We start from the raw sequence: 21,330 nt of genomic DNA, 5'->3' as shown, positions 1-21,330 counted from the left end.
TGCCATCCGCGGAGCCTACTGAGGGGCTCAGCAACCGCAACCGGTTTCAACGGGGGTGGATTTCACCGGGGGACGTCCGAATGCAGGGAGCCCGAGGCCGACGCCGGTCGGCCGTGTGGTCGGGGTTCTGCCCGCCTCAGACATGTCTCCGGCAATCGTCCGCCGGTGCGTCAGTACCCCCGCATCAGCGATCAGATAGTGCGGCGCAGATCCGGTGACCCTTGCCGTGACCACGTCACCGGGTCGAATCACCCTGTCGATCGCATCAGGGCTTTCCGGGTCGGAGACCGGGTTGAGATGGACAAGTCTGCCGTCCCGTGCACGCCCTGAGATCCGTTTGGTGTGACTGTTCTTCCGACCTCCGTCTGCCTGAATCAACAGTTCAACCTGCGTCCCCACGAGTGCAGCGTTCTCTTCTCCGCAGATACGTTCCTGAAGTTCCATGAGACGCTCGAACCGCTCCTGGACGACTTCTTTCGGAATCTGATCCGCGTATTCCGCTGCAGGCGTCCCCGGACGTGGGCTGTACTGGAAGGTGAAGGCCGAGCTGAACCTGCTGGCCTCCACGACATCGAGGGTAGCTTGGAAATCCTCCTCGGTTTCCCCTGGAAAACCGACGATGATATCCGTCGTGATAGCCGCGTGGGGGATCTTTGAGCGGACCTCCTCCAGTATCCCCAGAAACTTCTTCGACCGGTAGCTCCGGCGCATGGCTTTGAGGATTCGATCGGAACCCGATTGGAGAGGCATGTGCAGTTGCGGGCAGATATTCGGCGTCTCCGCCATTGCGTCGATCACATCGGAGGTGAACTCCGCTGGATGTGGGGAGGTGAACCGGACCCTCTCCAGGCCTTCGATATCACCGCAGGCCCGCAGCAGTTTGGAGAACGCCGACCGATCCCGGTCAAGCCCCGGATCGGCGAAATGAACCCCGTATGCGTTGACATTCTGGCCGAGAAGTGTCACCTCCAGGACTCCCTGATCCACCAGTGCCTGAACTTCAGCCAGGATATCCCCCGGACGGCGATCTGCTTCCTTGCCACGGAGCGAAGGAACAATACAGAAAGTACAGGTGTTGTTGCAGCCGACCGAAACACTAACCCATCCCGCGTAGGCGGACTCCCGTTTTGCCGGGAGCACCGAGGGGAACTGTTCGAGAGCGTCAACGATTTCGACGGCCGCTTCCCGGTTGTGCGCAGCACGGTTCAGCAGAGCCGGAAGCGAACCGATGTTGTGGGTGCCGAAGACGACATCAACCCAGGGCGCCTTCTGCACCACGACTTCTTTGTCCTTCTGGGCCAGACAGCCTCCGACCGCGATCTGCATTCCGGGTCGGGTGCGCTTCACGGCCCGCAGTGCACCGAGGCTGCCGTAGAGACGCTGGTCCGCATTTTCCCTGACGGCACATGTATTGAACACGACGAGGTCCGGCTCAGCGCCGGTGTTCACCCGTTCATACCCTGCCTCCTCAAGGAGACCGGCAAGCCGTTCGGAATCATGGACGTTCATCTGGCAACCGAAAGTACGGACTTCGTAGGTGCGTGCGGGCTGGGATGTCGGGTTCTGCTTCAACACAGTGCGCCATTGTAGCCCCAAATACCCCCACCAGCCGAGCTTCCCCGGCCACTCATCCACCAACGACCCGATACCGCTGGTGAAGACCCCGCAGACGTCGCCAACTACCCGTACCCACCACCCCCGCAAGCTGCAACAGAAAAGAAACACACAGGTCGGACAATGTCACGCACCCCCAGAACCCAAGATGTGTCATGAGTTACATTATGATTCGACTATGGCGAACAACACTACTGACACCATGATCCGTATGCGGAACGTGGAGAAGTACTTCGACGACTTTCATGCTCTGAAGAACATCAACCTCGAAGTCCCGAAGGGCCAGGTCGTCGTCGTACTCGGCCCCTCAGGGTCGGGAAAATCGACTCTGTGCCGGACCATCAACCGCCTCGAGACCATTGATTCCGGTGAAATATACATCGACGGCGAGATCCTCCCCGAGGAAGGAAAAGACCTCGCTCGACTCCGGGCCGATGTCGGTATGTGTTTCCAGTCATTCAATCTGTTTCCTCACCTGACCATCAAACGGAACGTGACACTGGCACCGATGAAGGTGCGGGGGATGAAACGGGACGAAGCAGACGCCGAGGCGATGCGGCTACTCGAGAGAGTCGGCATCTCCGAACAAGCTGACAAGTATCCGGCCCAGCTTTCCGGAGGACAGCAGCAACGTGTCGCCATCGCCCGGGCACTCGCCATGAACCCGAAGATCATGCTCTTTGATGAGCCCACATCAGCCCTTGATCCTGAAATGGTGAATGAGGTTCTCGATGTGATGACCGACCTCGCAGAGGGAGGAATGACCATGGTCTGCGTGACCCATGAAATGGGTTTCGCACGAAAAGCCGCCGATCGCGTTCTGTTCATGGACGCCGGTGCGATCATCGAGGACACAGATCCCGCTACCTTCTTCGACAGCCCCAAGTCAGATCGGGCCCGAGACTTCCTCGGAAAGATCCTCGGTCACTGATCATCCTGATCCCCCAAAAACTCCACCACTACCCCGGCAGATCACGATCCGCCCCGACACAACATAGAAGGACAGCCATGAACTCATTCATCAGAAAGACCCTCGCACTCACTGCAGCAGGCGCAACTGCTCTCGCACTCATTGCCTGCGGCGACAGTAGTGACTCCTCGAGCGCGGGACTCCTTGGCTCCATTGAGTCAGGCAAAGTCAACGTCGGCACCAAGTTCGATCAGCCCGGCCTCGGTCTCCGGAACCCGGACGGTTCCTTCTCCGGCCTGGATGTCGACGTCGCCACATACGTCGTGAACCACATCGCCGAGGAAAACAACTGGGACACCCCGAAAATCACCTGGAGAGAAACCCCATCTGCACAGCGCGAAACCATGATCAAGAATGGTGAAGTCGATCTGATCGCCGCCACGTACTCGATCAACGCCTCCCGAGCAGAAGCCGTCAATTTCGCCGGCCCCTATCTCATCACGCACCAGGCACTCCTGGTACGCAAAGACGATGACAAGATCTCATCCCTCGAAGACCTGGACAAGGGCGGGAAACTCTGCTCTGTTTCCGGTTCCACCCCGGCGCAGAAAGTTAAGGACGCGCTCACAGGTGTCCAGTTACAGGAGTACGATACCTACGCTTCCTGCGTCGAAGCGTTGAGCCAAGGGAAGGTTGACGCCGTCACGACAGACGCAACCATCCTCTACGGTTACGCCGCCCAGTACGACAATCAGTTCCGCGTCATCGAAATGGTCAAGCCAGATGGCAAACCTTTCACCGATGAGTACTACGGCATCGGCGTGAAGAAGGGCGATGAAGCCTCAACCGAAGCCGTGAACACGGCCCTGAAAGAGATGTACTCTTCCGGCGAGTTCACGAAACTACTGAAGAAGAATCTCGGAGATGACGCTTCCGTCGTCGAGGAGGGAACTCCCGGCGATCTTTCCTTCCTGACCGCTAAGTAGGTAACCCGGGGCAAGCGGCCTCTGTTCCTTCACGACACCGACAAGGAGCCTCCACATTCATGAGCGCCATGTGGAATGACCTGGCACCAAGCCTGTGGCCTGCTTTTTGGGTCACTGTCCAGCTAACGGTCTTCTCAGCCATCGGCAGTTTTCTGCTCGGCACCTTTCTCACCGCACTGCGGGTGGCTCCGGTGTCAATCATGCGTCGGCTCTCGGTGCTGTACATCAACACCGTACGGAACACACCGTTGACCCTAATCATTCTTTTCTGCTCAATCGGATTGTACGGAAATCTCGGTCTCACACTTGCACCTGACAACTCACATTTCATCGAGTCGAACAACTTCCGGCTAGCGGTTCTCGGATTCGTGCTCTATACCTCGGCATTCGTCGCCGAGTCACTTCGATCGGGGATCAACACCGTGCACTTCGGCCAGGCGGAGGCAGCCCGGTCCCTGGGACTGACTTTCCCGCAGATCTTCGGATCGGTGATCTTCCCGCAGGCACTACGCGCAGCAATCGTACCGTTGGGAAACACACTGATCGCCCTGACCAAGAACACCACGGTCGCATCCGTCATCGGGGTCGCCGAGGCGTCACTGCTGATGAAAACAACCATCGAAAATCATGCCGCACATGGCTTTCTGATCTTCGGGATCTTCGCCTTGGGCTTCATCGTTCTCACACTTCCCATGGGGCTACTGGTCAGCCACTACTCGATGAAATTGGCGGTGAGACACTAAATGAGCAGCAGTGTACGTGCAACAGTTCTCTATGACGCACCGGGGCCAAAGGGACGATGGTTAAACCGTATCCTGACGACCGTCACGATCATCAGTGCACTGATCATCAGCATCTGGGCCCTTCGGATTCTCCATGACAACGGGCAGTTCGAGGCAGAGAAATGGACGCCGTTCCTGAAATCAACGACCTGGAGTACCTACCTGATTCCGGGACTGTGGGGAACTCTCAAATCAGCGTTCTGCTCAATCATCCTCGCTCTCATCCTGGGAACGGCTCTCGGACTCGGTCGTCTTTCTCCGAGTCGACCGCTCTCCTTGTTCTGCGGTATCATCGTGGAATTCTTCCGGGCAATTCCAGTGCTCATCCTGATGATCTTCGCCTACCAGATGTTCGCGGTATACAACGTCGTTCCTTCATCACAGCTCGCATTTTCCTCTGTCGTCTTCGGGCTCACCATGTACAACGGCTCCGTGATCGCCGAGATCCTTCGTTCCGGTATCAGGTCACTGCCACGGGGGCAGATGGAAGCAGCCCGGGCCCTCGGGATGTCCCACCGGAAGACAACCTGGTCGGTCCTATTGCCGCAGTCCGTGGCAGCGATGTTGCCTGCGCTGATCTCACAGATGGTCATCGCGCTCAAGGACGCCGCGCTGGGTTACCAGATCGGATACATTGAGATCGTTCGTTCCGGGTTACAGTCAGCTTCCGTATATCGGAACTATCTTCCCGCGCTCATCCTCGTTGCAGTGATCATGATCACGATCAACTACGCGCTCACGCTCCTGGCTGAGCGGATCGAGCGTCAACTCCGTGCCGGGCGTGCCCGAAAACTCATCGTCGCGAAAGTACCCGAACACCCCGATCAAGGTGTCGAAACGAAGGACCGGGCCGTGGTCGACTGGCATGACCCGCTGCACCGTGATCTTCGTTCCCAGGGAGAGTGATCCTACTTTTCCTGAGACCCCGCCAGAGGCGGCGGCACCATGAGAGAACGTTCCTAGAGGCTTCTGGGTGTTTTCACCGGAGCTCCGAGATCCGTTCATCAAGCGCTGTATCGGCAACTTCCATCGACATCTCATGAGGAAAACCCCGCCTGGCAAGTACGCCCAGTATGCGTCGGAGAGCCTTATCCCGGGCTCTGCGATCTTCCGGGATGCGCGGCACCGTAGTACGGGCTTTCTTACGGGCGAGTCTCATGGCCATCTCCTGTTCGTCAGCCTCCGCGATTTGACCGAGCGCCTCGACCCTTATCCCTGCATCTACGCCTTTATCACGGAGTTCGTTTTCGAGAAGCGCACGTGATTTTCCTCGACGATGATGCCGTTGCCGCACCCATTCGGTCGCAAAATTCCGGTCATCAATGAGGCCCGTCCGCTGGAGGTCATCCAATACATCCGATACAAGCCCCGGAGAGAAATCGAGTTGCTGGAGACGCTCTGTCAGTTCATGTCTAGATCTCGAACGATGATCGAGCAGAAGGAGGGCACGGTGACGAATCTGTGCCCGAGCTTTCTCATCTTCGGAATCAATGGCCCCGGGACAGTCCGCGCCGACTGCTGCCACCAACTCCCGGAGACAGTCGAGTGTGTACGGTTGGTTACCTCTCATCGTCTCACCGGTACGTACCACCACTACCGTTCCTCCTCAATTTCCCATCCCGAGACACAAATCTACGAAAGCTCGCTATCCGGAAACAGATCATCCTCACGCTTTCTATTCAGCGTCGGAGTCATCAAAATCCACATTTGGGATGACATCAACCGGATCATCGCTCAACGAATCATCATCCGTATGACCCGCCACCCCCAATTTTGCGAAGATCTTGTGCTCGATTTCATCCGAAATATCTGGGTTATCTTTCAGGTAAAGACGTACCTTCTCCTTGCCCTGCCCGAGTTGATCACCGTTGTAGGTAAACCAAGAGCCCGACTTCTTGACGATGCCGTTCTCAACACCAAGATCAATGATCGATGACTCCCTGGAGATACCCTCACCGTAGATGATGTCAAATTCCGCGAGCTTGAAAGGCGGTGCCACCTTATTCTTGGCGACTTTGAGCCGAGTACGGTTTCCGATTGCATCCTGACCGTCCTTGAGGGTCTGAATCCGGCGAACATCACAGCGAACGGAAGCATAAAATTTCAAGGCCTTTCCACCCGTCGTGGTTTCAGGCGATCCAAACATCACACCGATTTTCTCACGCAACTGATTGATGAAGATAGCCGTTGTTCCGGAATTGTGCAGCGCACCGGTCATCTTCCGGAGAGCCTGACTCATGAGTCGAGCCTGCAACCCAACATGGGAGTCCCCCATTTCTCCCTCAATCTCGGCTTTCGGAGTCAACGCCGCGACAGAATCAATGACAATGATGTCGATAGCTCCGGATCTGACGAGCATATCAGCGATCTCCAGCGCCTGTTCCCCGGTATCCGGCTGGCTAACCAGAAGATTGTCCGTGTCCACCCCGAGCTTGCGCGCATATTCCGGATCGAGTGCGTGCTCCGCGTCGATGAAAGCAGCGATCCCGCCCTCTTTCTGCGCCTGCGCCACAGCGTGCAGGGCAACGGTGGTCTTACCAGAAGACTCGGGACCGTAGATCTCGATAATTCGTCCCCGAGGGAAACCACCTACCCCCAGTGCGATATCGATGGCGGTGTTCCCGGAAGAGATGGCCTTCACCGGTGGACGGTTATCGTCCCCTAGCCGCATCACCGCCCCTTTACCGAAGTCTTTCTCGATTCTGGACATGGCGACGTCAAGGGCCTTCCGGCGCTCATCGCCAGTGGATGCCGCGTTGGTCTTCTTCTTCGTTGCCATTGCGATGGGAACCTCGTGCTCTGTCTCGGTGTTATGGGAAAAGTTCGAATGCCCGGGATTTTCGGACCGTGTGCAGACCGTCGCTACCCGACCGGCCAAAACCCTGACACCTATCGGACCGGAGAACCGTCGGGGCGGATCCAGCGGACCCTGAATTCACCTCGAACGGGGGCGACATGATGTTTGCTACCCCGGCAACCGAAGCTCTGATGAGATGGTGCGGACCTGCATCGTCGGACCGTCCCTCCGGGACGCCAGCCAACACATTAATCCACGAGCGCAACAGTGCCCGATCTTACACGCACAAGTGTTCGACATCAATGTGCTCCCTGCCCCTTCACCAAGCGAACGGGACAGGTTGATCACTCATCGGGACCCAACCTACGATTCTCTGGAATCTCGAAGTCACGGCAGATCTCCCACCAGACATCCCTAGGGTCAACACCGGCATCGATCAGCTCAACAGGAGTTTTCCCGAGTCGCGAGAGAACATGTGTGCGTAGAAGCCAACGTCCGTGGGCATGCCCAAATTCCGAGTCGATGAGTCGGTCGAACTGGTGCAGACGCATATCCGACATACTACAGTCGCCTCACGCTTCATCGATCGGGACGGTCGTATTGTTCCCCTGCATGAACACTGTTCAACTGCAGCACCACCGGGTAGTGTCAGCACCCATGAATGACAAAACAATCTTCAATGTGCGCGATCTCGCTTATTCAGCGGTGTTCGCGGCCCTCATTATCGTCCTCGGGTACATCTCTATTCCCGTCGGTTCCGCCGGTGTCCCCATCGTTCTGCAGAATGCAGCCTGTATCGTCGTCGGACTGATCCTCGGCCCACGGCGCGGTTTTCTCGCCCTGGTGATCGTCTTCCTCCTGGGTATCGTCGGACTACCTGTCCTCTCCCAGGGAAAGAGTGTCCTCACTGCCCTCAGCGGCCCGACCGTGGGATACCTGCTCGGCTATCTCCTCGCCCCGTTGATCGCGGGCTTCCTCAGTGCCCGCGCACCTCGTAACCGAGGCGCGATGGCCCTCAACTTCGCACTGGCCTTCCTCGCAGCGCTGCTGGTCCAGTACTTGTTCGGCATTCTAGGCTTGATGTGGCGTGCCGACATGACCCTTGTTTCTGCACTCAAGGTTCAGATCCCCTTCATTCCCGGTGCCGTGGTCAAACTTATTCTCGGTGTTGCGATCGCGGTCGGGGTTCACACAGCGCTACCGGATCTACGCAAGTTCGGTCCACGGAAGACCGGGCACGCGGCAACTGCATAGGGGTTTCGGATAACCCTGTTTCCCTGCGTCGCAGCCCCGACGTAGGGAAACCTGCACACACCGGACTGATATCCTTCGAAACTCTGCATGATTCGGCCGCGCATGAGAGTACCCAAATAGATCGCTCAATACATCCATTCCCGGGGCTGCGGGGTTCTTTTTCTGGAAGGTGCCCTAACACATGCCCCGGATCGTATTTGAAGAGGTCTCTGCCAGCTTCGCAGGAAAAACAGTGCTGGAGCCTTTATCTCTGGAACTCACTGAGTCAAGGATCGGGATCATCGGAGCTAATGGCGGCGGTAAATCTACGCTGATCCGGATGATCAATGGACTGGGTGAACCGACATCGGGAAAAGTCACTGTCGACGGGGTCAATCCGGCAACCCACGGACGTGACGTCCGACGCCGAGTCGGGTTCGTTTTCTCCGATGCCGAGAACCAGATCATCATGCCGACAGTACGCGAAGACATCGCTTTCTCCCTCCGCAGAATGAAGGTGTCCCGGGAAGAACGTGACGCCCGAGTGGCAGCGATGATGGCACGGTTCGGGCTCACGGAACTAGCGGATTCCTCCCCTCACGTCCTCTCGGGCGGCGAGAAACAACTCCTCGCGCTCGCTGCGGTCCTGATAATCGAGCCTGCAGTGATTATCGCGGATGAACCGACTACCCTCCTGGACCTCCGTAACCGGCTACGCATCCGCCGCGAATTTGACTCACTTGATCAGCAGCTCATCGTCGTCACGCATGACCTGGATTTTCTCACGGGTTTCGACAGGGTGCTCTGTATAGATGATCACCGGATCGTCGCAGATGGAGATCCCCACCAGGTAATACACGACTACCGAAACCAGATGCTGCGGGAGGAGAACTGATGGCCGGACCAGGTTTCACAGCGATCCCGATGGGAGTTTACGTTCCCGGTAACACCTTCATCCACCGGTTCAGCCCATCATGGAAGTTCGCAGCGCTGATCAGCTACATTGTCGGTTCCACCCTGTTCATAAAGACTGTTTCCGGTGCAGTCATCTGTGTCATCGCAGTATCGATACTCGTCGCTGCTGCACGAATTCCGGTGCGGGTCGCGTGGGGCCAGATCTGGCCTGCACTGCCCTTGCTCGGGTTCTTCGCCGCTTTCCAATGGTGGCAACAAGATTTCCACTCGGCAGCCCTTGTTTTTCTGTTGATTACCTCATCAATCATGGCCGCGACACTCCTCACCCTGACCACCCGGGTTTCTGCGATGATGGATGCACTTCAAGAGAGCCTCCGCCCGCTCGAAAGGCTCGGAATCCCAGCCGGGAAGATAAGCTTGGCGATGTCGCTCACCATCAGGCTCATACCATTACAGTTGGCAACGGTTCGTGAAGTTTTGGATGCCAGGAAAGCACGGGGCGCCACGGTGTCGGTGACCGCTTTCGGGACGCCCGTCATCATCAGGTCTATTCGGCGAGCTCAACAGATCTCGGACGCACTCCTCGCACGCGGCGTCGATGACTGATGCTTCTCCTCACCCGCAGACAACGGTTGCCCCCACTTTCAGAATGAGTTCAGGATGAAAAGGGATGCGGCAGCGGTGTAGTCACCGGCCGCACCCCTTTCTCCCGAAACCGAGGTGGAACTACTACTTGTCCCTGTTTTCCTCGCGTAGCTGCCGCATCTTTTCTTCAACAGCGGAAGTTGTCACATTCGGGCTGGAAGACTCTCCTCCGATGTTCTCGAGCTGCCGCTCCGGGCTACCCGTGCCGAGCTTTTCAGCGGCCATCTGGGCACGAATCTGCTCGAGACGACTGTGCCCGGCAAGCTGCACTCCAGCCTGTTCAACCTCAGCCATACGGTTCTCCACGGAGTTCTCGGCGAGTTCAGCCTGGCCCAGGGCATTGGCGTAGCGGCGTTCAATCTTCTCTCTAACCTGATCGAGATTAGGGGTACTGCCGGACGCAGTCATGGAGTTCATCGAACGCAGTGACTCGGAGACCTTCTCCTGCATCTTCGCCTGCTCCAACTGGCTAAGGAGCTTCGTGCGTTCTCCAACCTTTTGTTGCAGCATCATTGCGTTACGTTCAACTGCCTTCTTAGCCTGGGCTGCCTGCTGGAGAGCCTGATCGTGAAGCTGTTTGGTATCTTCAACCGACTGTTCCGCGGTAACCAGTTGAGCAGAGAAAGCTTCTGCTGCATTGGTGTATTCAGTAGCTTTCGCCATGTCGCCATCGGCTGCTGCACGGTCAGCAAGCTCAAGTGCTTGACGGGTGTTCGCCTGAAGTTTCTCGATGTCTGCGAGACGACGGTTAAGCTGCATTTCAAGCTGGCGCTGATTACCGATGATCGTCGCCGCCTGCTGCGAGAGAGCCTGGTGCTGACGCTGCGCATCCTCAATGGCCTGCTGAATCTGAACCTTGGGGTCAGCATGTTCCTCAATTTTGGAGTCGAACAGCGCGATAACGTACTTCCAAGCCTTGACAAAGGGGTTAGCCATAGTAAGAATCGAGCCTTCCGTTCATTAACTCAAAAACCCACGGCGGCGTAAGCGGTGGGCGTGATGCGGTGCGGGTGTAAAACCTACCCGGGTATTGTACGGACGTCGCCCCAGCCGAAAAGGACCGGAACTATTACCAATCTAACGGTTACGACACTACACCGCAGCCAGATCAGCTTCAGCGGTGTGCACCGCCATTGAGCCCGCCGCCTCGATCAGAACATCTGAGACACTCGTCCCGAGTGCATGGCAGACTGCGGCAAGGAGCTCCGAAGAGACTTCTTTGCGGCCGCGTTCCAGCTCGGAGAGGTATCCCGGCGACACTCGAGATGTCTCCGCGAGTTCCCGGAGCGTTATCCCCCGGTCCGCACGGAATGCACGGAGTGCGGAGCCGAGTGCCTCACGCAGGAGAGGTTCTCTCGGTTCATCAGTACGTGCCGGTACCCGGACCGGCTGATCGAGAAGAGCAGTGTAAGTAGCCATCACTGGGTCTAACGTATGAGCTGTCGGGTTTGTTCCCTGAAAGCGGAAAACTCCGTTCAGAAAATCGGGAGTTCACCCACTACGTCGTGACGTGACCCCACGCTATGCGCCCGTTTCGGTTCTAGCGAACTCCTGAAGCATCTGCCGCAGTGCCACCATAACTGCGGCATGACGAATCTCATTCCTGTTCCCCCTGAGAAGCTCGTCGCCATCCGGCAACGAGTTAGCCCTGTACGCGTGGGTTTCCCCCGATGGTGTCGAGAAACCGATCCACACCTCTCCGACTGGCTTCCCATCCTGCGGATCGGGTCCCGCGACCCCCGTGAGCGAGACGCCCCAGTCCGCTCCACAAACCCGCTTCACTCCGAGTGCCATCGCCTGTGCACACTCCGGGGAAATGACTCCGTGTGTGTCCACGATATCCCGATCCACGCCCGCGAGAGTGATCTTCAATTCTGTTGCATAGGTAACCAGACCACCGCGGAGAACCTTTGATGCTCCTGGAACACCCGCCAGCACGGCAGTAGCCAGCCCCGCAGTCAAAGACTCGCAGAACGCTACGGTGTCTCCCCGTCCCCGGAGTACGGCAACAACTCGTTCAGGCAGAACCTCGTCGATCGGAAAAGTGCTCTGCACAGGATCACCGACGCCGGGAAGTAAGAATGTACTGGACCCCGGTCGCCACGGTAACCAGAACAGCAACCAGCATCACGAGAACAACCAAAGGATGCAGGAAACCGGGGAGTGGAAGAAGATACAGTGCAACAGCGACCGACTGAAGTACAGTCTTGAGTTTTCCGCCCCGGGAGGCCGGAACGACACGTCCCGCCCTGAGCTGCCCCATTCGCCAGAGGGTGATACCGAGTTCTCTCACCACGATGAGAACGGTCACCCACCACCACAGCGCGCCCGTCAGGTTGAGACTGATCAGCGCCGCGATCATCAATGCCTTATCGGCGATAGGGTCGGCGATTTTACCGAAGTTAGTTACGAGACCACGGGCACGTGCGATGTCACCGTCAAGTTTGTCCGTGATCATCAAGGCGATGAAGAGCACGAAGGAAGCCCACATCCAGCCCGCATGCTCACTACCACTCCGGAGCACCAACCACACGAACAACGGGATTGCGATGATCCGCAGAGAGGTGAGAACATTGGGCAAATTGAGGTTAGACGGCGACTCCGCTGCTCCGCTGGTTTTCTTCATGGCACCACTCACACTCCCCTACAGTACTCACATTGTCGGACCACGCCGTCAGGAGGTGTCCAGGGCTATAATCGGTGGACATGAACACCTTCGTCGTCGAGTACGCTTATCCGGCAGATTCTTCTCTCATCACCGAAGTTCGGCCACGTCACCGTGAGTTTCTCACAGAACTCAAGGAAAAAGGGCAGTTGATCGGTTCGGGTCCGTACACCGATGGTGACGGCGGTGCCTTGATTGTGATCCGGCTACCCGAACCCTCGACACTTGATGACGCACGCGAACTCATGGATCGGGATCCCTTCCACACCGAAGGCGCGCTCACCGCGCGGTTCTTCCATTCCTGGAACCCGGTTCTCAATGTCTTCGGAGGGTGAGATATCCCCGGGCCACTATAGAAAACAATGATGCCCTCCCGGTACCGACCAAGTACCGGGAGGGCATCATTGTTTTTCTACCCCCGGACACTTCTAGGAGACGTGGGTACCGGGTTCCTCCGGAATATCCTTCGCTTTGTTCCACTTTGGCGGAACGGCACCCTGCACCGCGTCCCGCTTCGTCTTGATCACCGAGGCTACGGTCGTAAGGAATAGGGTCACCACGATGAACACCAGGGAGAACGCGGTAGAAACATCAGGGACATGAATCGGGTGCCCGCCGTTGATGAAGGGGAGACTGTTCTCGTGCATCGCGTGGAGTGTGAGCTTAACACCGATAAAACCGAGAATTGCCCCGAGTCCGTAAGGGAGATAGACAAGCCGATCCAGCAGTCCATCCAATAAGAAGTACATCTGGCGTAACCCCATCAAAGCGAAGGCGTTCGCGGTGAACACGATGTACGGTTCCCTGGTCAGCCCGAAGATAGCGGGAATCGAATCAAACGCGAACATGAGGTCTATAAATCCGATACACACGAGGCAGATCATCAACGGAGTGACCATCTTCCGGCCATCAATGCGGGTGAACAGTTTGTCCCTGTCGAAGGCACTCGACACCGGGACAGCCGTTCGAACCGTCCGGACTACGAGCATGTCATCAACCTGGGTCTCCTCGACCCCTCGAACCTCGTCAACAATGAGTTTGATCGCCGTATAGAGCAAAAACGCCCCGAAAATATAGAAGACCCAGCTCGCCGCATTGATCGCCGCAGCGCCGAGTCCGATGAAGATGCCCCGGAAAAGCAACGCCAGTGCGATGCCAATGAGCAGTACCTTCTGCTGGTAAGCCCGTGGCACCTTGAAGGACCCTATTATCAGGGCGAAAATGAAGAGATTATCCACGCTCAGTGACAATTCTGTGATGTAACCGGCGAAGAACTCAATACCGTGCTGGTGGCTCCCCTCCGAGCCTCCCCAGGTAAACCATAGGAATACACCGAACAGACATGCGAGCAGGACATAGAAGACCATCCACCCCGCAGCCTCCTTCATGGTCGGCTCGTGCGGGCTACGCACGTGACTCAGGAAATCAAAGGCGATGAAACCGAGTAGAACAATAACGGTGATGACCCAGGTGAAGGTGTTTACTTCCATTTGAAAAAGACCTCCGGTCTCAGAATATGACGTGAAAACCGGAGGTCTCCCCCGCTACCCGGCTGGATAGCCGACACGGCCGGGAAATCGTGCCGGGCACCGGTTGTACGGTACGACGACCGATTTCCGTGTTGACGACCGGTGCCGATAGGTGGGGTACTCCCCTCCATGACCGGAACCACTCTACAGCGACCGTACCGACCGGCGCCAACGATGCGCTATACCCGGTCAGAAGATTCCACCCGCGGGGTTCGCGTTGACGACGGTAGAGCCGCCACCGCCATCTTCATTCGGGCTTTCACCGAAATCATCGTCTTTCGGAGCCTCCTCGGGGTCTCCTCCCTTGATCATCCAGATGATCGTGTCCAGTTCCTCGGGTTTGACCAGCACCTCGCGGGCCTTGGACCCCTCAGAAGGACCGACAACCCCTCTGGTCTCCATCAGATCCATGAGTCGACCGGCCTTCGCGAAGCCGATGCGGAGCTTCCGCTGCAGCATTGATGTGGAACCGAACTGGCTGGTCACAACAAGTTCGACGGCTTGGAGCAGATCGTCGAGATCGTCTCCGATATCATCGTCGATATTTCTCTTGGACTCCGAGGCCTTATCCTCAGTCACTCCTTCCGTGTAATCAGGCTCAGCTTGTGCCTTCGCGGCATCCACAACTGCCTGAACCTCTTCATCGGTCACGAATGCACCCTGGATACGCTGTGGTTTTCCGGCACCCTGCGGGATAAAGAGCGCATCACCCATACCAATGAGTTTCTCGGCTCCGGCCTGGTCGAGAATCACGCGAGAGTCCGTGAGTGAAGAGGTAGCGAAAGCCAGGCGAGAGGGAACATTCGTCTTGATCAGACCCGTGACCACGTCTACTGACGGACGCTGGGTGGCCAGAACCAGATGGATGCCGGCAGCACGTGCCTTCTGGGTGATCCGGACGATGGAATCCTCGATTTCCTTCGGAGCAGTCATCATCAGGTCCGCGAGCTCATCGACAACACAGACAATGTAGGGATAGGGACGGTACTCCCGCTGAGACCCCTGGGGGGCGGTTATATCTCCTGAAAGTACCTTGCGGTTGAAATCCTTGATGTGGCGGACGCGAGCAGACTTCATGTCCATGTAACGTTGCTCCATCTCCTCCACGAGCCACTGCAACGCCGCCGCAGCCTTTTTGGGTTGTGTGATGATCGGCGTGATCAGATGCGGAATTCCCTCATAGGGAGTGAGCTCCACCATCTTCGGATCGACCAAGATCAGACGCACCTGCTCAGGCGTGGCACGGGTGAGCAGGGAGACCAGCAACGAATTCACGAATGCCGATTTACCCGAACCTGTGGCACCCGCAACCAGAAGGTGCGGCATCTTCTGCATGGAGTGGGAGACAAACTCCCCTTCAATGTCCTTTCCCAGGCCGATGAGCATCGGATCATGGTTTCCCACGGTCGCGGGAGCATTAAGCACATCTCCGAGACGAACCATCTCCCGGTCGCTGTTCGGGACCTCAATACCGACGAGTGACTTGCCGGGGATCGGAGTGAGCAGGCGTACATTGTCCGTTGCGGCGGCATAGGCGAGATTCGACTGCAAGTTCGTGATCTTCGATACCTTGACACCAGGGCCCAACTCGACCTCATAGCGGGTAACCGTCGGTCCCCGGGAAAACCCGACAACGGAGGCATCGACGTTGAATTCGTTGAACACCGCGGTAATTGCCTCGATCATCCGATCATTGGCTTCGGAGCGGGTCTTTGGCCGGTGACCGGGAATGAGCATGTCGGCACTCGGGACAACATAGCTGTCGGATCCCGAGAATCTGGTTGGCTCAGTGTTCTGTTGGGTGGTGTCAGCCTGGGCCGGGCGAGTCCCCGGCCGCTCACTGACCGGGACCGAAGCGGGAACGGCTGCGGCATCGACCCCGGATCTGGCGACGATCGCCTGCCGTACCGCTTCCCTGGACGCCGCTACCGCATCTTCAACCCCTCGTGTAACGGCAGCGGCCGCCGCTCCCGCGTTTCCGGTACCTGTAGCAGCCTGGGTCACCGCACCTGCAACCGTTCCAACCGCCGTATCCACCACGTCACCAACAGGTATCTTGCTGCCTGATCCGGAGATCGTGGCTTCCCGGGATTTCCGAGCTGGCTGGGATAAATCCGGGACAACGGGAAGTTCACTGGTATCCGACACCGAAGGTGGCTGTTTTCTCCGGGATCGCTGAGCTTTCTCTGCGGCTCCCCCGGAAAACAGTGTGTGCACTTCGGCACCGTCATCCTCGTCATCATCACCGGTAAGCGGGTACGCCTCCATTGGGCTCGTATGCCTACGGTTGACCGAACTGCGATGGGTGGGGCGATAAGTCTCCTCGTAGCCGGAGAAGTCGGCGACGTCATCAGCATCCTCGTCGTTAACGTCCGACTCGGTGCTCCTGGAGTGAGGGCCGAACCCGAAGAAGGATGCGATTCCCCCTAGGAAAGACGGTTGTGTGCTTTCGCTATCTGCGGCAACTTCGTTATCCGAAGCACGGTATTCCCGGCCTCGACTCAGGTGCATGACGAGCTCACGGACCGTTATGTCCGTTACTTTCAGTGCACCGTAGACGATGACGAGTAACAACAGAGGAACCGCTATGTAGGGGGTGAATCCCCTGGCGACGACATCTCCCACGAGGACGCCAATGACCCCACCCGCACTGTGTCGCCCAGGGATGTCCCTCGGTAACCCGGCGAAGATGTGGATGAGTCCGAGCATCGAGACGATGATAAGTACCAGTCCCGCAGTGATTCGCGGGGACCCGGAGGACGTCCCTCCACTGGCACGCCCACCGCCGATCATGAGGAAGAACGCGATGGTGACGAGTGCGATCGGAAGAACGAGAGCTCCCGCGCCGATCAGCCAGCGTACTCCCCCGTCAATAGCACGTCCCACAGGACCTGAGATGTTGAACCACACAGCTCCTCCGAGAATCACCGCCAGCGCGATGAGCACCAGGCCGGCACCGTCGTGACTACCAACAGGCGATTCCTCAACGTCATGACCTTCAGGATCATCCGCTTCACCGGAGCCACCACGGCGGGTATCCTCAGCAGCCCGAGTCGTCTCTGCGGAGCCCCCCTCGGAGGACTTGCGCCGCGGTATTCCCTTACGCAACTGAGCTTCCTCCGTACGCTCTTCCGTCAATGGGGTGTCAGAACTCCGCGAACCTACAGAGCGGGCGGTATTTCCGAGACCTCGCGCCACAGACCCGAAGAAACCGCGAACACCACCACTGATCGGGCCGAAGGCACTTCCAGTGCGTTCCCCGGTCGTTGCGGACGCACGCTGTGCTGAACGGGTCTGCACCGCCTGAGTACTCCGTTGACTACGCGAGTTTCCGGGACGATTCTTATCTCGGCGTGCTGATCCGGGACGACTCTTAGCTGGCATGACTGCCAGGATAGACGCATCAGACACTTCAGTCACAGAAGCAACGTCTCATCCTCCACCGAAACCGCTTTCACCTCGGGATGCGCCAGAACAAAATCAGACGCGGGTGAAGCAGATTCGCTCTCGCTCTCCCCTCACCGTGACGTCAGCTTGTCGTCCGAAGCAGAAGACCAAAATCTCACCAACCGGTCCCGCGACACGGACAACGTCTGAGCCACTACCTGCGATACCACGATGCCCGGCAGCCACGATGGGAGACGCACCTTCAGGATCAAGTATCACGGGGGCAACTGATTTCCGCAGAAGCCGGGCAGCGCCCCTACGGAGGAGGACCAGCATCTGCTGTTCATCCTCCAGCGAAAACGACCTAGGTTTCCATCCCGGTCGAGCTCGCCGGACGTCCTCATGGTGTATGAAGTGTTCCACAGTGTTGACCTGCGCGTCGATGAGCCTCAGCGGGCTGAATCGGGGCGGCCCCGAAGCCCATTTGCGGACGATCTCCGAGTAGTCGCGGGCACCGATCTTCTCACTGACAGATCTCAGATGTCCACCGAATCCAGGGACAAACAACCCCGGAAGAGCATCGGGGCGAGTCTCCCGGAGCAGCAGGTGAACTGCCATGTCCCGTGTCGTCCACCCAGTACAGAGCGTGGGTGCCTCGGGACCGAGCTCGAGCAGGAGCGCGCCGAGTTCGGCACGTTCGGTGGCGGCAAAAGTCATGGCCCCAGCCTAGTCGGCGCCACCCAAGGGGCGGCGCCGACAGGCCGGGGCCAGAACACTCGATGAGATGAACTACTCAGCGGGTCTCGCGTGACCGGAGAACTGCTTCATCCGGGACCGGGTTGTGACTGTCTGAGTTCATCGGCACAACGGTCGGGATGATCATCGGCTTACGACGCCACTTCTGCTCCACGAAACGGGATACCTTCCGTCGTAACTGGCGGACCATGCGGTAGGGATCGTTCTCCCCTTCACCCGCAAGCTGACGCATCGTATTGTCGACCAGCTCCGTGATCTCAGGCATCATCGCCTTAGCATCCTCGGAGAAACCCTTGGCTTGTACCGTGGGACGCTCAAGCGGGCGACCGGTGCGGTTGTCGATGACGACGGTGATCGAGATGAGACCACCTTCGCCCATCTCGGTACGGTCAGCGAGCACCTCATCGTCGATGTCACCCATCGTGACACCGTCAACATAAAGGTTACCGATCGGAATCTGGCCAACAACCTGTGCCTTCCCGTCGATCAGGTCAACAACCACGCCATTCTGCGCGAGCATGACTCGATCGCGATCGACACCGGTGGACACGGCCAATTCCTTATTCGCCCGGAGGTGGCGCCACTCGCCGTGGACGGGCATGGCGTTCTTCGGGCGGACGGCGTTGTAGAGGAACAGTAGTTCACCCGCATAGCCGTGCCCCGAGGTGTGGACCTTCGCATCCTTGCCGGTGATCACGGTGGCACCAATCTGCGCGAGCATGTTGATGACCCCGAACACCGCTTCTTCGTTTCCAGGAACCAGGGAGGATGACAGGATGATCAGATCTCCGTCGCGAACAGTCACCTGACGATGTTCACGCCGCGCCATACGAGACAGTGCCGCCATCGGTTCACCCTGGGTACCGGTTGTGATGAGCATGACCTTGTGCGGAGCCATTCTACCGGCGTCATCCATGCTGACGAAGGTGCCCTTCGGGGCTTTAAGATAACCGAGTTTCTCGGCGATCTCCATGTTGCGGATCATCGAACGGCCATTGAACGCGACCTTCCGCCCGGTGGCGACGGCCGCGTCGACAGCAGCCTGGACACGATAGACATTGGAGGCGAAGGACGCGAGGATAACCCGCTGCTTTGCCTCACCGATGAGGCGCCTCAGAGTGGGGGCGATGTCGGCCTCAGAGCCGGACATTCCAGGCGTCGTCGCGTTCGTTGAGTCGCAGAGGAACAGATCCACGCCCTCATCGCCGTACCGGGAAATCGCCGGAAGATCCGTCGGCCGACCGTCTGTCGGTGTCTGGTCGAGCTTGATGTCGCCGGTGAGCAGCACAGTCCCAGCCTTCGTCTTCAACACGATACCGAGGCAGTCCGGGATGGAGTGGTTCACGGCGAAGAAACGGACGTTGAAAGGACCGTAATCCTTCTCCGATGCCTGGTCGACCTCGATCAGTTTCGGGCGTAGTCGGTGTTCACGACACTTCGCTGCGATGAGCGCGAGGGTGAACTTCGATCCGACGATCGGCAAGTCCGGGCACATCTTCAGAAGCCAGGGGATGGCACCGATGTGGTCCTCATGACCATGCGTAATCACCAGAGCATCGATGCGGTCGAGTTTGTCCTCAAGGTACGAGAAGTCGGGGAGAATCAGGTCTACGCCCGGCTCTCCAGACGACGGGAAGAGCACACCGCAATCAACGATGAGAATCCGGTTGTTGTACTCGAAGACCGTCATGTTCCGACCGATCTCCGAAATACCGCCGAGCGCGATCACACGCAGCCCATTTTTCGGTGCTTTCGGTGGCTCCGGCAGACGACGTGTCAGATCGGCGCCCTGCATCGACTTGACGACGTTACGGCCGCGTTCGCCGCTACCTGAGTTGGTTCCTCCACGGTTGGCTCCGCTACCCCGACTCCCCTGTGAACGCTCATTGCCGCCACGGTTACCGCCACCGGAGTTGCTGCCACCACGACCTCGACGGTTGTTACCACCCGAATTCCGGTCGTTACTGGTGTTGCGACTCTCCCTACGGTTTCCCCGCTCATCATTCGAGGAGTTCTTCTCCTCGGATTTCTTCGTGCCCCGGTTGTCGGTTCCGGCATCACCGTCGGCTACGGGATCGGGTTGCTCGGGGGCCATAAATTCGGGGGCTTCCGGCGGACCCGCCTTGCGGATCACCTTCCGGGAGCGGTTACGGGTGTCAGACATATTTATAGGACTCCAGCCTGTTCTAGATCGGTGCGGAGATCCTCAAGCTGTGCATGATCCACGGGGATCTGCGGCAGCCGGGGTTCTCCGACGTCGAGACCCTGCAGTCGCAGGGCCCCCTTTGAGAAGCTGACTCCGCCCAGACGTGCCTGGGCGCGAAACAGCGGGGAAAGTTGTGTGTTGATTGCCCGCGCACGAACGAGGTCACCGTTGGCAAAGCTCGTGTGTAGCTCACGCAATTGTCGCGCGGCCACATGTCCGATCACCGAGATAAAACCGGTGGCTCCCAGCGACAGCCATGGGAGGTTGAGCGGATCATCTCCTGAGTACCAGGCGAGGCCAGTCTCGGCGATCAGAGGTGTGGCGGCGGCAAGGTCACCCTTGGCATCCTTGACGGCCACAATCGTGCGGTGTTCAGCCAGACGTTGAATGGTATCAGATTCAATCGGTATTATCGAGCGGGGCGGAATATCGTACAGGCACACCGGCAAATCAGTAGCATCGGCTACCGCCATAAAATGGCGGTAGATACCTTCCTGGGTTGGCTTCGAATAATACGGTGTGACCACGAGCAAGGAGTCGGCTCCAGCGTCAGCGGACGCTTGCGCGAGGGCGACGGAGGCTGCGGTGTCATAGCTACCTGCGCCGGCAATGATCTTCGCCCGGTCGCCCACCTCCGCCTTGACTTCACGCAGCAGGGCAAGTTTCTCCGCAACGGTCGTCGTGGGTGACTCACCGGTGGTCCCCGCAAGAACCAGAGCGTCACACCCTTCATCGACAAGATGTGCAGCGAGTTCGCAGCCTGCTGCGGTGTCAAGGTCACCGTTTCCGTCGAACGGGGTGACCATGGCGACGGCGACGGTTCCGAAATAGTCGGTTCCGGTGGTGACTGTCATACCTGTGCTCATGTCACACGAGGTTACCCGGTCAGTGCACCATGGCGGACA

General features: G+C 58.1%; 20 protein-coding genes and 1 pseudogene. 8 read left to right on the top strand and 13 right to left on the bottom strand.

All coding sequences use genetic code 11. From position 1 onward, the window contains the following. Positions 1 to 27 precede the first annotated feature (27 nt). Positions 28 to 1,575, bottom strand: a complete 1,548-nt coding sequence (miaB, locus tag QWU43_RS02800; protein WP_370917067.1) for a tRNA (N6-isopentenyl adenosine(37)-C2)-methylthiotransferase MiaB — start codon at positions 1,573 to 1,575, stop codon at positions 28 to 30. A gap of 241 nt (positions 1,576 to 1,816) precedes the next feature. Between miaB and gluA the strand changes: the two genes are divergently transcribed. From gluA to QWU43_RS02780, 4 genes are all read left to right on the top strand, one after another. Further along, positions 1,817 to 2,545, top strand: coding sequence for a glutamate ABC transporter ATP-binding protein GluA (gene gluA, locus QWU43_RS02795; RefSeq protein ID WP_370914293.1), 729 nt, complete (start codon positions 1,817 to 1,819; stop codon positions 2,543 to 2,545). Between the two features lie 77 nt (positions 2,546 to 2,622). Further along, positions 2,623 to 3,510 carry a glutamate ABC transporter substrate-binding protein gene (locus QWU43_RS02790; RefSeq protein ID WP_370913996.1) on the top strand — a complete coding sequence of 296 codons (888 nt, stop codon included), beginning with the start codon at positions 2,623 to 2,625 and terminating at the stop codon, positions 3,508 to 3,510. Between the two features lie 59 nt (positions 3,511 to 3,569). Further along, positions 3,570 to 4,253 carry an amino acid ABC transporter permease gene (locus QWU43_RS02785; protein WP_370913995.1) on the top strand — a complete coding sequence of 228 codons (684 nt, stop codon included), beginning with the start codon at positions 3,570 to 3,572 and terminating at the stop codon, positions 4,251 to 4,253. Then, on the top strand, positions 4,254 to 5,198 hold the full coding sequence (locus tag QWU43_RS02780) for an amino acid ABC transporter permease (protein WP_370917066.1): 945 nt from the start codon (positions 4,254 to 4,256) through the stop codon (positions 5,196 to 5,198). A 73-nt stretch (positions 5,199 to 5,271) separates the two neighbouring features. Here the strand turns inward: QWU43_RS02780 and QWU43_RS02775 are convergent, their stop codons facing one another. The 3 genes from QWU43_RS02775 to QWU43_RS02765 form a co-directional block, all read right to left on the bottom strand. Beyond that, positions 5,272 to 5,862, bottom strand: a complete 591-nt coding sequence (locus tag QWU43_RS02775) for a regulatory protein RecX (RefSeq protein ID WP_370914292.1) — start codon at positions 5,860 to 5,862, stop codon at positions 5,272 to 5,274. Between the two features lie 105 nt (positions 5,863 to 5,967). Continuing rightward, complete coding sequence (recA, locus tag QWU43_RS02770; RefSeq protein ID WP_370913993.1) at positions 5,968 to 7,071, bottom strand: recombinase RecA; 1,104 nt, start codon at positions 7,069 to 7,071, stop codon at positions 5,968 to 5,970. A 362-nt stretch (positions 7,072 to 7,433) separates the two neighbouring features. Beyond that, a complete protein-coding gene (locus QWU43_RS02765; protein ID WP_370913992.1) occupies positions 7,434 to 7,640 on the bottom strand; it encodes a DUF3046 domain-containing protein in 207 nt (68 codons plus the stop codon). Between the two features lie 106 nt (positions 7,641 to 7,746). Here QWU43_RS02765 and QWU43_RS02760 point away from each other — a divergent pair, with 106 nt between their 5' ends. The 3 genes from QWU43_RS02760 (at position 7,747) to QWU43_RS02750 (ending at position 9,843) form a co-directional block, all read left to right on the top strand. Continuing rightward, complete coding sequence (locus QWU43_RS02760; protein ID WP_370913991.1) at positions 7,747 to 8,343, top strand: biotin transporter BioY; 597 nt, start codon at positions 7,747 to 7,749, stop codon at positions 8,341 to 8,343. A 181-nt stretch (positions 8,344 to 8,524) separates the two neighbouring features. Continuing rightward, positions 8,525 to 9,217: an energy-coupling factor ABC transporter ATP-binding protein gene (locus QWU43_RS02755; RefSeq protein ID WP_370913990.1), complete on the top strand. Its 693-nt coding sequence runs from the start codon at positions 8,525 to 8,527 to the stop codon at positions 9,215 to 9,217. Then, complete coding sequence (locus tag QWU43_RS02750; protein ID WP_370913989.1) at positions 9,217 to 9,843, top strand: energy-coupling factor transporter transmembrane protein EcfT; 627 nt, start codon at positions 9,217 to 9,219, stop codon at positions 9,841 to 9,843. The genes QWU43_RS02755 and QWU43_RS02750 overlap by 1 nt, the downstream gene beginning before the upstream one ends. Before the next feature lie 251 nt (positions 9,844 to 10,094). On the opposite strand, the pseudogene QWU43_RS02745 reads toward QWU43_RS02750, so the two are convergent. The 4 genes and pseudogenes from QWU43_RS02745 to pgsA all read right to left on the bottom strand — a co-directional run. Then, positions 10,095 to 10,818: pseudogene (locus QWU43_RS02745) on the bottom strand (PspA/IM30 family protein); the annotation flags it as partial. A gap of 156 nt (positions 10,819 to 10,974) precedes the next feature. Continuing rightward, positions 10,975 to 11,301: a helix-turn-helix domain-containing protein gene (locus QWU43_RS02740; protein ID WP_370913987.1), complete on the bottom strand. Its 327-nt coding sequence runs from the start codon at positions 11,299 to 11,301 to the stop codon at positions 10,975 to 10,977. A 102-nt stretch (positions 11,302 to 11,403) separates the two neighbouring features. Further along, positions 11,404 to 11,937: a CinA family protein gene (locus QWU43_RS02735; protein ID WP_370913986.1), complete on the bottom strand. Its 534-nt coding sequence runs from the start codon at positions 11,935 to 11,937 to the stop codon at positions 11,404 to 11,406. Between the two features lie 4 nt (positions 11,938 to 11,941). Beyond that, on the bottom strand, positions 11,942 to 12,508 hold the full coding sequence (gene pgsA / locus QWU43_RS02730; RefSeq protein WP_370913985.1) for a CDP-diacylglycerol--glycerol-3-phosphate 3-phosphatidyltransferase: 567 nt from the start codon (positions 12,506 to 12,508) through the stop codon (positions 11,942 to 11,944). An 80-nt stretch (positions 12,509 to 12,588) separates the two neighbouring features. Between pgsA and QWU43_RS02725 the strand changes: the two genes are divergently transcribed. Continuing rightward, the gene (locus QWU43_RS02725; RefSeq protein ID WP_370917065.1) at positions 12,589 to 12,882 is read left to right on the top strand and encodes a YciI family protein; all 294 of its coding nucleotides are present in this window, start codon (positions 12,589 to 12,591) and stop codon (positions 12,880 to 12,882) included. Between the two features lie 93 nt (positions 12,883 to 12,975). Here QWU43_RS02725 and QWU43_RS02720 read toward each other — a convergent pair whose 3' ends face one another. The 5 genes from QWU43_RS02720 to dapA form a co-directional block, all read right to left on the bottom strand. Then, positions 12,976 to 14,037: a TerC family protein gene (locus QWU43_RS02720; protein WP_370913983.1), complete on the bottom strand. Its 1,062-nt coding sequence runs from the start codon at positions 14,035 to 14,037 to the stop codon at positions 12,976 to 12,978. Between the two features lie 228 nt (positions 14,038 to 14,265). Next, the gene (locus QWU43_RS02715; protein WP_370917064.1) at positions 14,266 to 17,460 is read right to left on the bottom strand and encodes a DNA translocase FtsK; all 3,195 of its coding nucleotides are present in this window, start codon (positions 17,458 to 17,460) and stop codon (positions 14,266 to 14,268) included. Between the two features lie 96 nt (positions 17,461 to 17,556). Continuing rightward, positions 17,557 to 18,180 carry a TIGR03085 family metal-binding protein gene (locus tag QWU43_RS02710; protein WP_370917063.1) on the bottom strand — a complete coding sequence of 208 codons (624 nt, stop codon included), beginning with the start codon at positions 18,178 to 18,180 and terminating at the stop codon, positions 17,557 to 17,559. A gap of 76 nt (positions 18,181 to 18,256) precedes the next feature. Beyond that, positions 18,257 to 20,383, bottom strand: coding sequence for a ribonuclease J (locus QWU43_RS02705; RefSeq protein ID WP_370917062.1), 2,127 nt, complete (start codon positions 20,381 to 20,383; stop codon positions 18,257 to 18,259). Positions 20,384 to 20,385: 2 nt separating this feature from the next. Continuing rightward, positions 20,386 to 21,291, bottom strand: a complete 906-nt coding sequence (gene dapA, locus QWU43_RS02700; RefSeq protein WP_370913979.1) for a 4-hydroxy-tetrahydrodipicolinate synthase — start codon at positions 21,289 to 21,291, stop codon at positions 20,386 to 20,388. Between the last annotated feature and the right edge of the window lie 39 nt (positions 21,292 to 21,330).

This window comes from Corynebacterium sp. CCM 9204 (assembly GCF_041357695.1).
In the GTDB taxonomy this organism is placed as follows: Bacteria; Actinomycetota; Actinomycetes; order Mycobacteriales; family Mycobacteriaceae; genus Corynebacterium.
The sequence above is the reverse complement of the archived record's forward strand: the minus strand, read 5'-3'. Positions and strand labels throughout refer to the sequence as shown.

Bases quoted from the DNA above. Each gene is read 5' to 3' on its own strand.
- gluA (WP_370914293.1), top strand. From the start codon at position 1,817: ATGATCCGTATGCGGAACGTGGAGAAGTACTTCGACGACTTTCATGCT.
- QWU43_RS02790 (WP_370913996.1), top strand. From the start codon at position 2,623: ATGAACTCATTCATCAGAAAGACCCTCGCACTCACTGCAGCAGGCGCA.
- QWU43_RS02785 (WP_370913995.1), top strand. From the start codon at position 3,570: ATGAGCGCCATGTGGAATGACCTGGCACCAAGCCTGTGGCCTGCTTTT.
- QWU43_RS02780 (WP_370917066.1), top strand. From the start codon at position 4,254: ATGAGCAGCAGTGTACGTGCAACAGTTCTCTATGACGCACCGGGGCCA.
- QWU43_RS02775 (WP_370914292.1), bottom strand. From the start codon at position 5,862: ATGAGAGGTAACCAACCGTACACACTCGACTGTCTCCGGGAGTTGGTG.
- recA (WP_370913993.1), bottom strand. From the start codon at position 7,071: ATGGCAACGAAGAAGAAGACCAACGCGGCATCCACTGGCGATGAGCGC.
- QWU43_RS02765 (WP_370913992.1), bottom strand. From the start codon at position 7,640: ATGCGTCTGCACCAGTTCGACCGACTCATCGACTCGGAATTTGGGCAT.
- QWU43_RS02760 (WP_370913991.1), top strand. From the start codon at position 7,747: ATGAATGACAAAACAATCTTCAATGTGCGCGATCTCGCTTATTCAGCG.
- QWU43_RS02755 (WP_370913990.1), top strand. From the start codon at position 8,525: ATGCCCCGGATCGTATTTGAAGAGGTCTCTGCCAGCTTCGCAGGAAAA.
- QWU43_RS02750 (WP_370913989.1), top strand. From the start codon at position 9,217: ATGGCCGGACCAGGTTTCACAGCGATCCCGATGGGAGTTTACGTTCCC.
- QWU43_RS02740 (WP_370913987.1), bottom strand. From the start codon at position 11,301: ATGGCTACTTACACTGCTCTTCTCGATCAGCCGGTCCGGGTACCGGCA.
- pgsA (WP_370913985.1), bottom strand. From the start codon at position 12,508: ATGAAGAAAACCAGCGGAGCAGCGGAGTCGCCGTCTAACCTCAATTTG.
- QWU43_RS02725 (WP_370917065.1), top strand. From the start codon at position 12,589: ATGAACACCTTCGTCGTCGAGTACGCTTATCCGGCAGATTCTTCTCTC.
- QWU43_RS02720 (WP_370913983.1), bottom strand. From the start codon at position 14,037: ATGGAAGTAAACACCTTCACCTGGGTCATCACCGTTATTGTTCTACTC.
- QWU43_RS02715 (WP_370917064.1), bottom strand. From the start codon at position 17,460: ATGCCAGCTAAGAGTCGTCCCGGATCAGCACGCCGAGATAAGAATCGT.
- QWU43_RS02710 (WP_370917063.1), bottom strand. From the start codon at position 18,180: ATGACTTTTGCCGCCACCGAACGTGCCGAACTCGGCGCGCTCCTGCTC.
- QWU43_RS02705 (WP_370917062.1), bottom strand. From the start codon at position 20,383: ATGTCTGACACCCGTAACCGCTCCCGGAAGGTGATCCGCAAGGCGGGT.
- dapA (WP_370913979.1), bottom strand. From the start codon at position 21,291: ATGAGCACAGGTATGACAGTCACCACCGGAACCGACTATTTCGGAACC.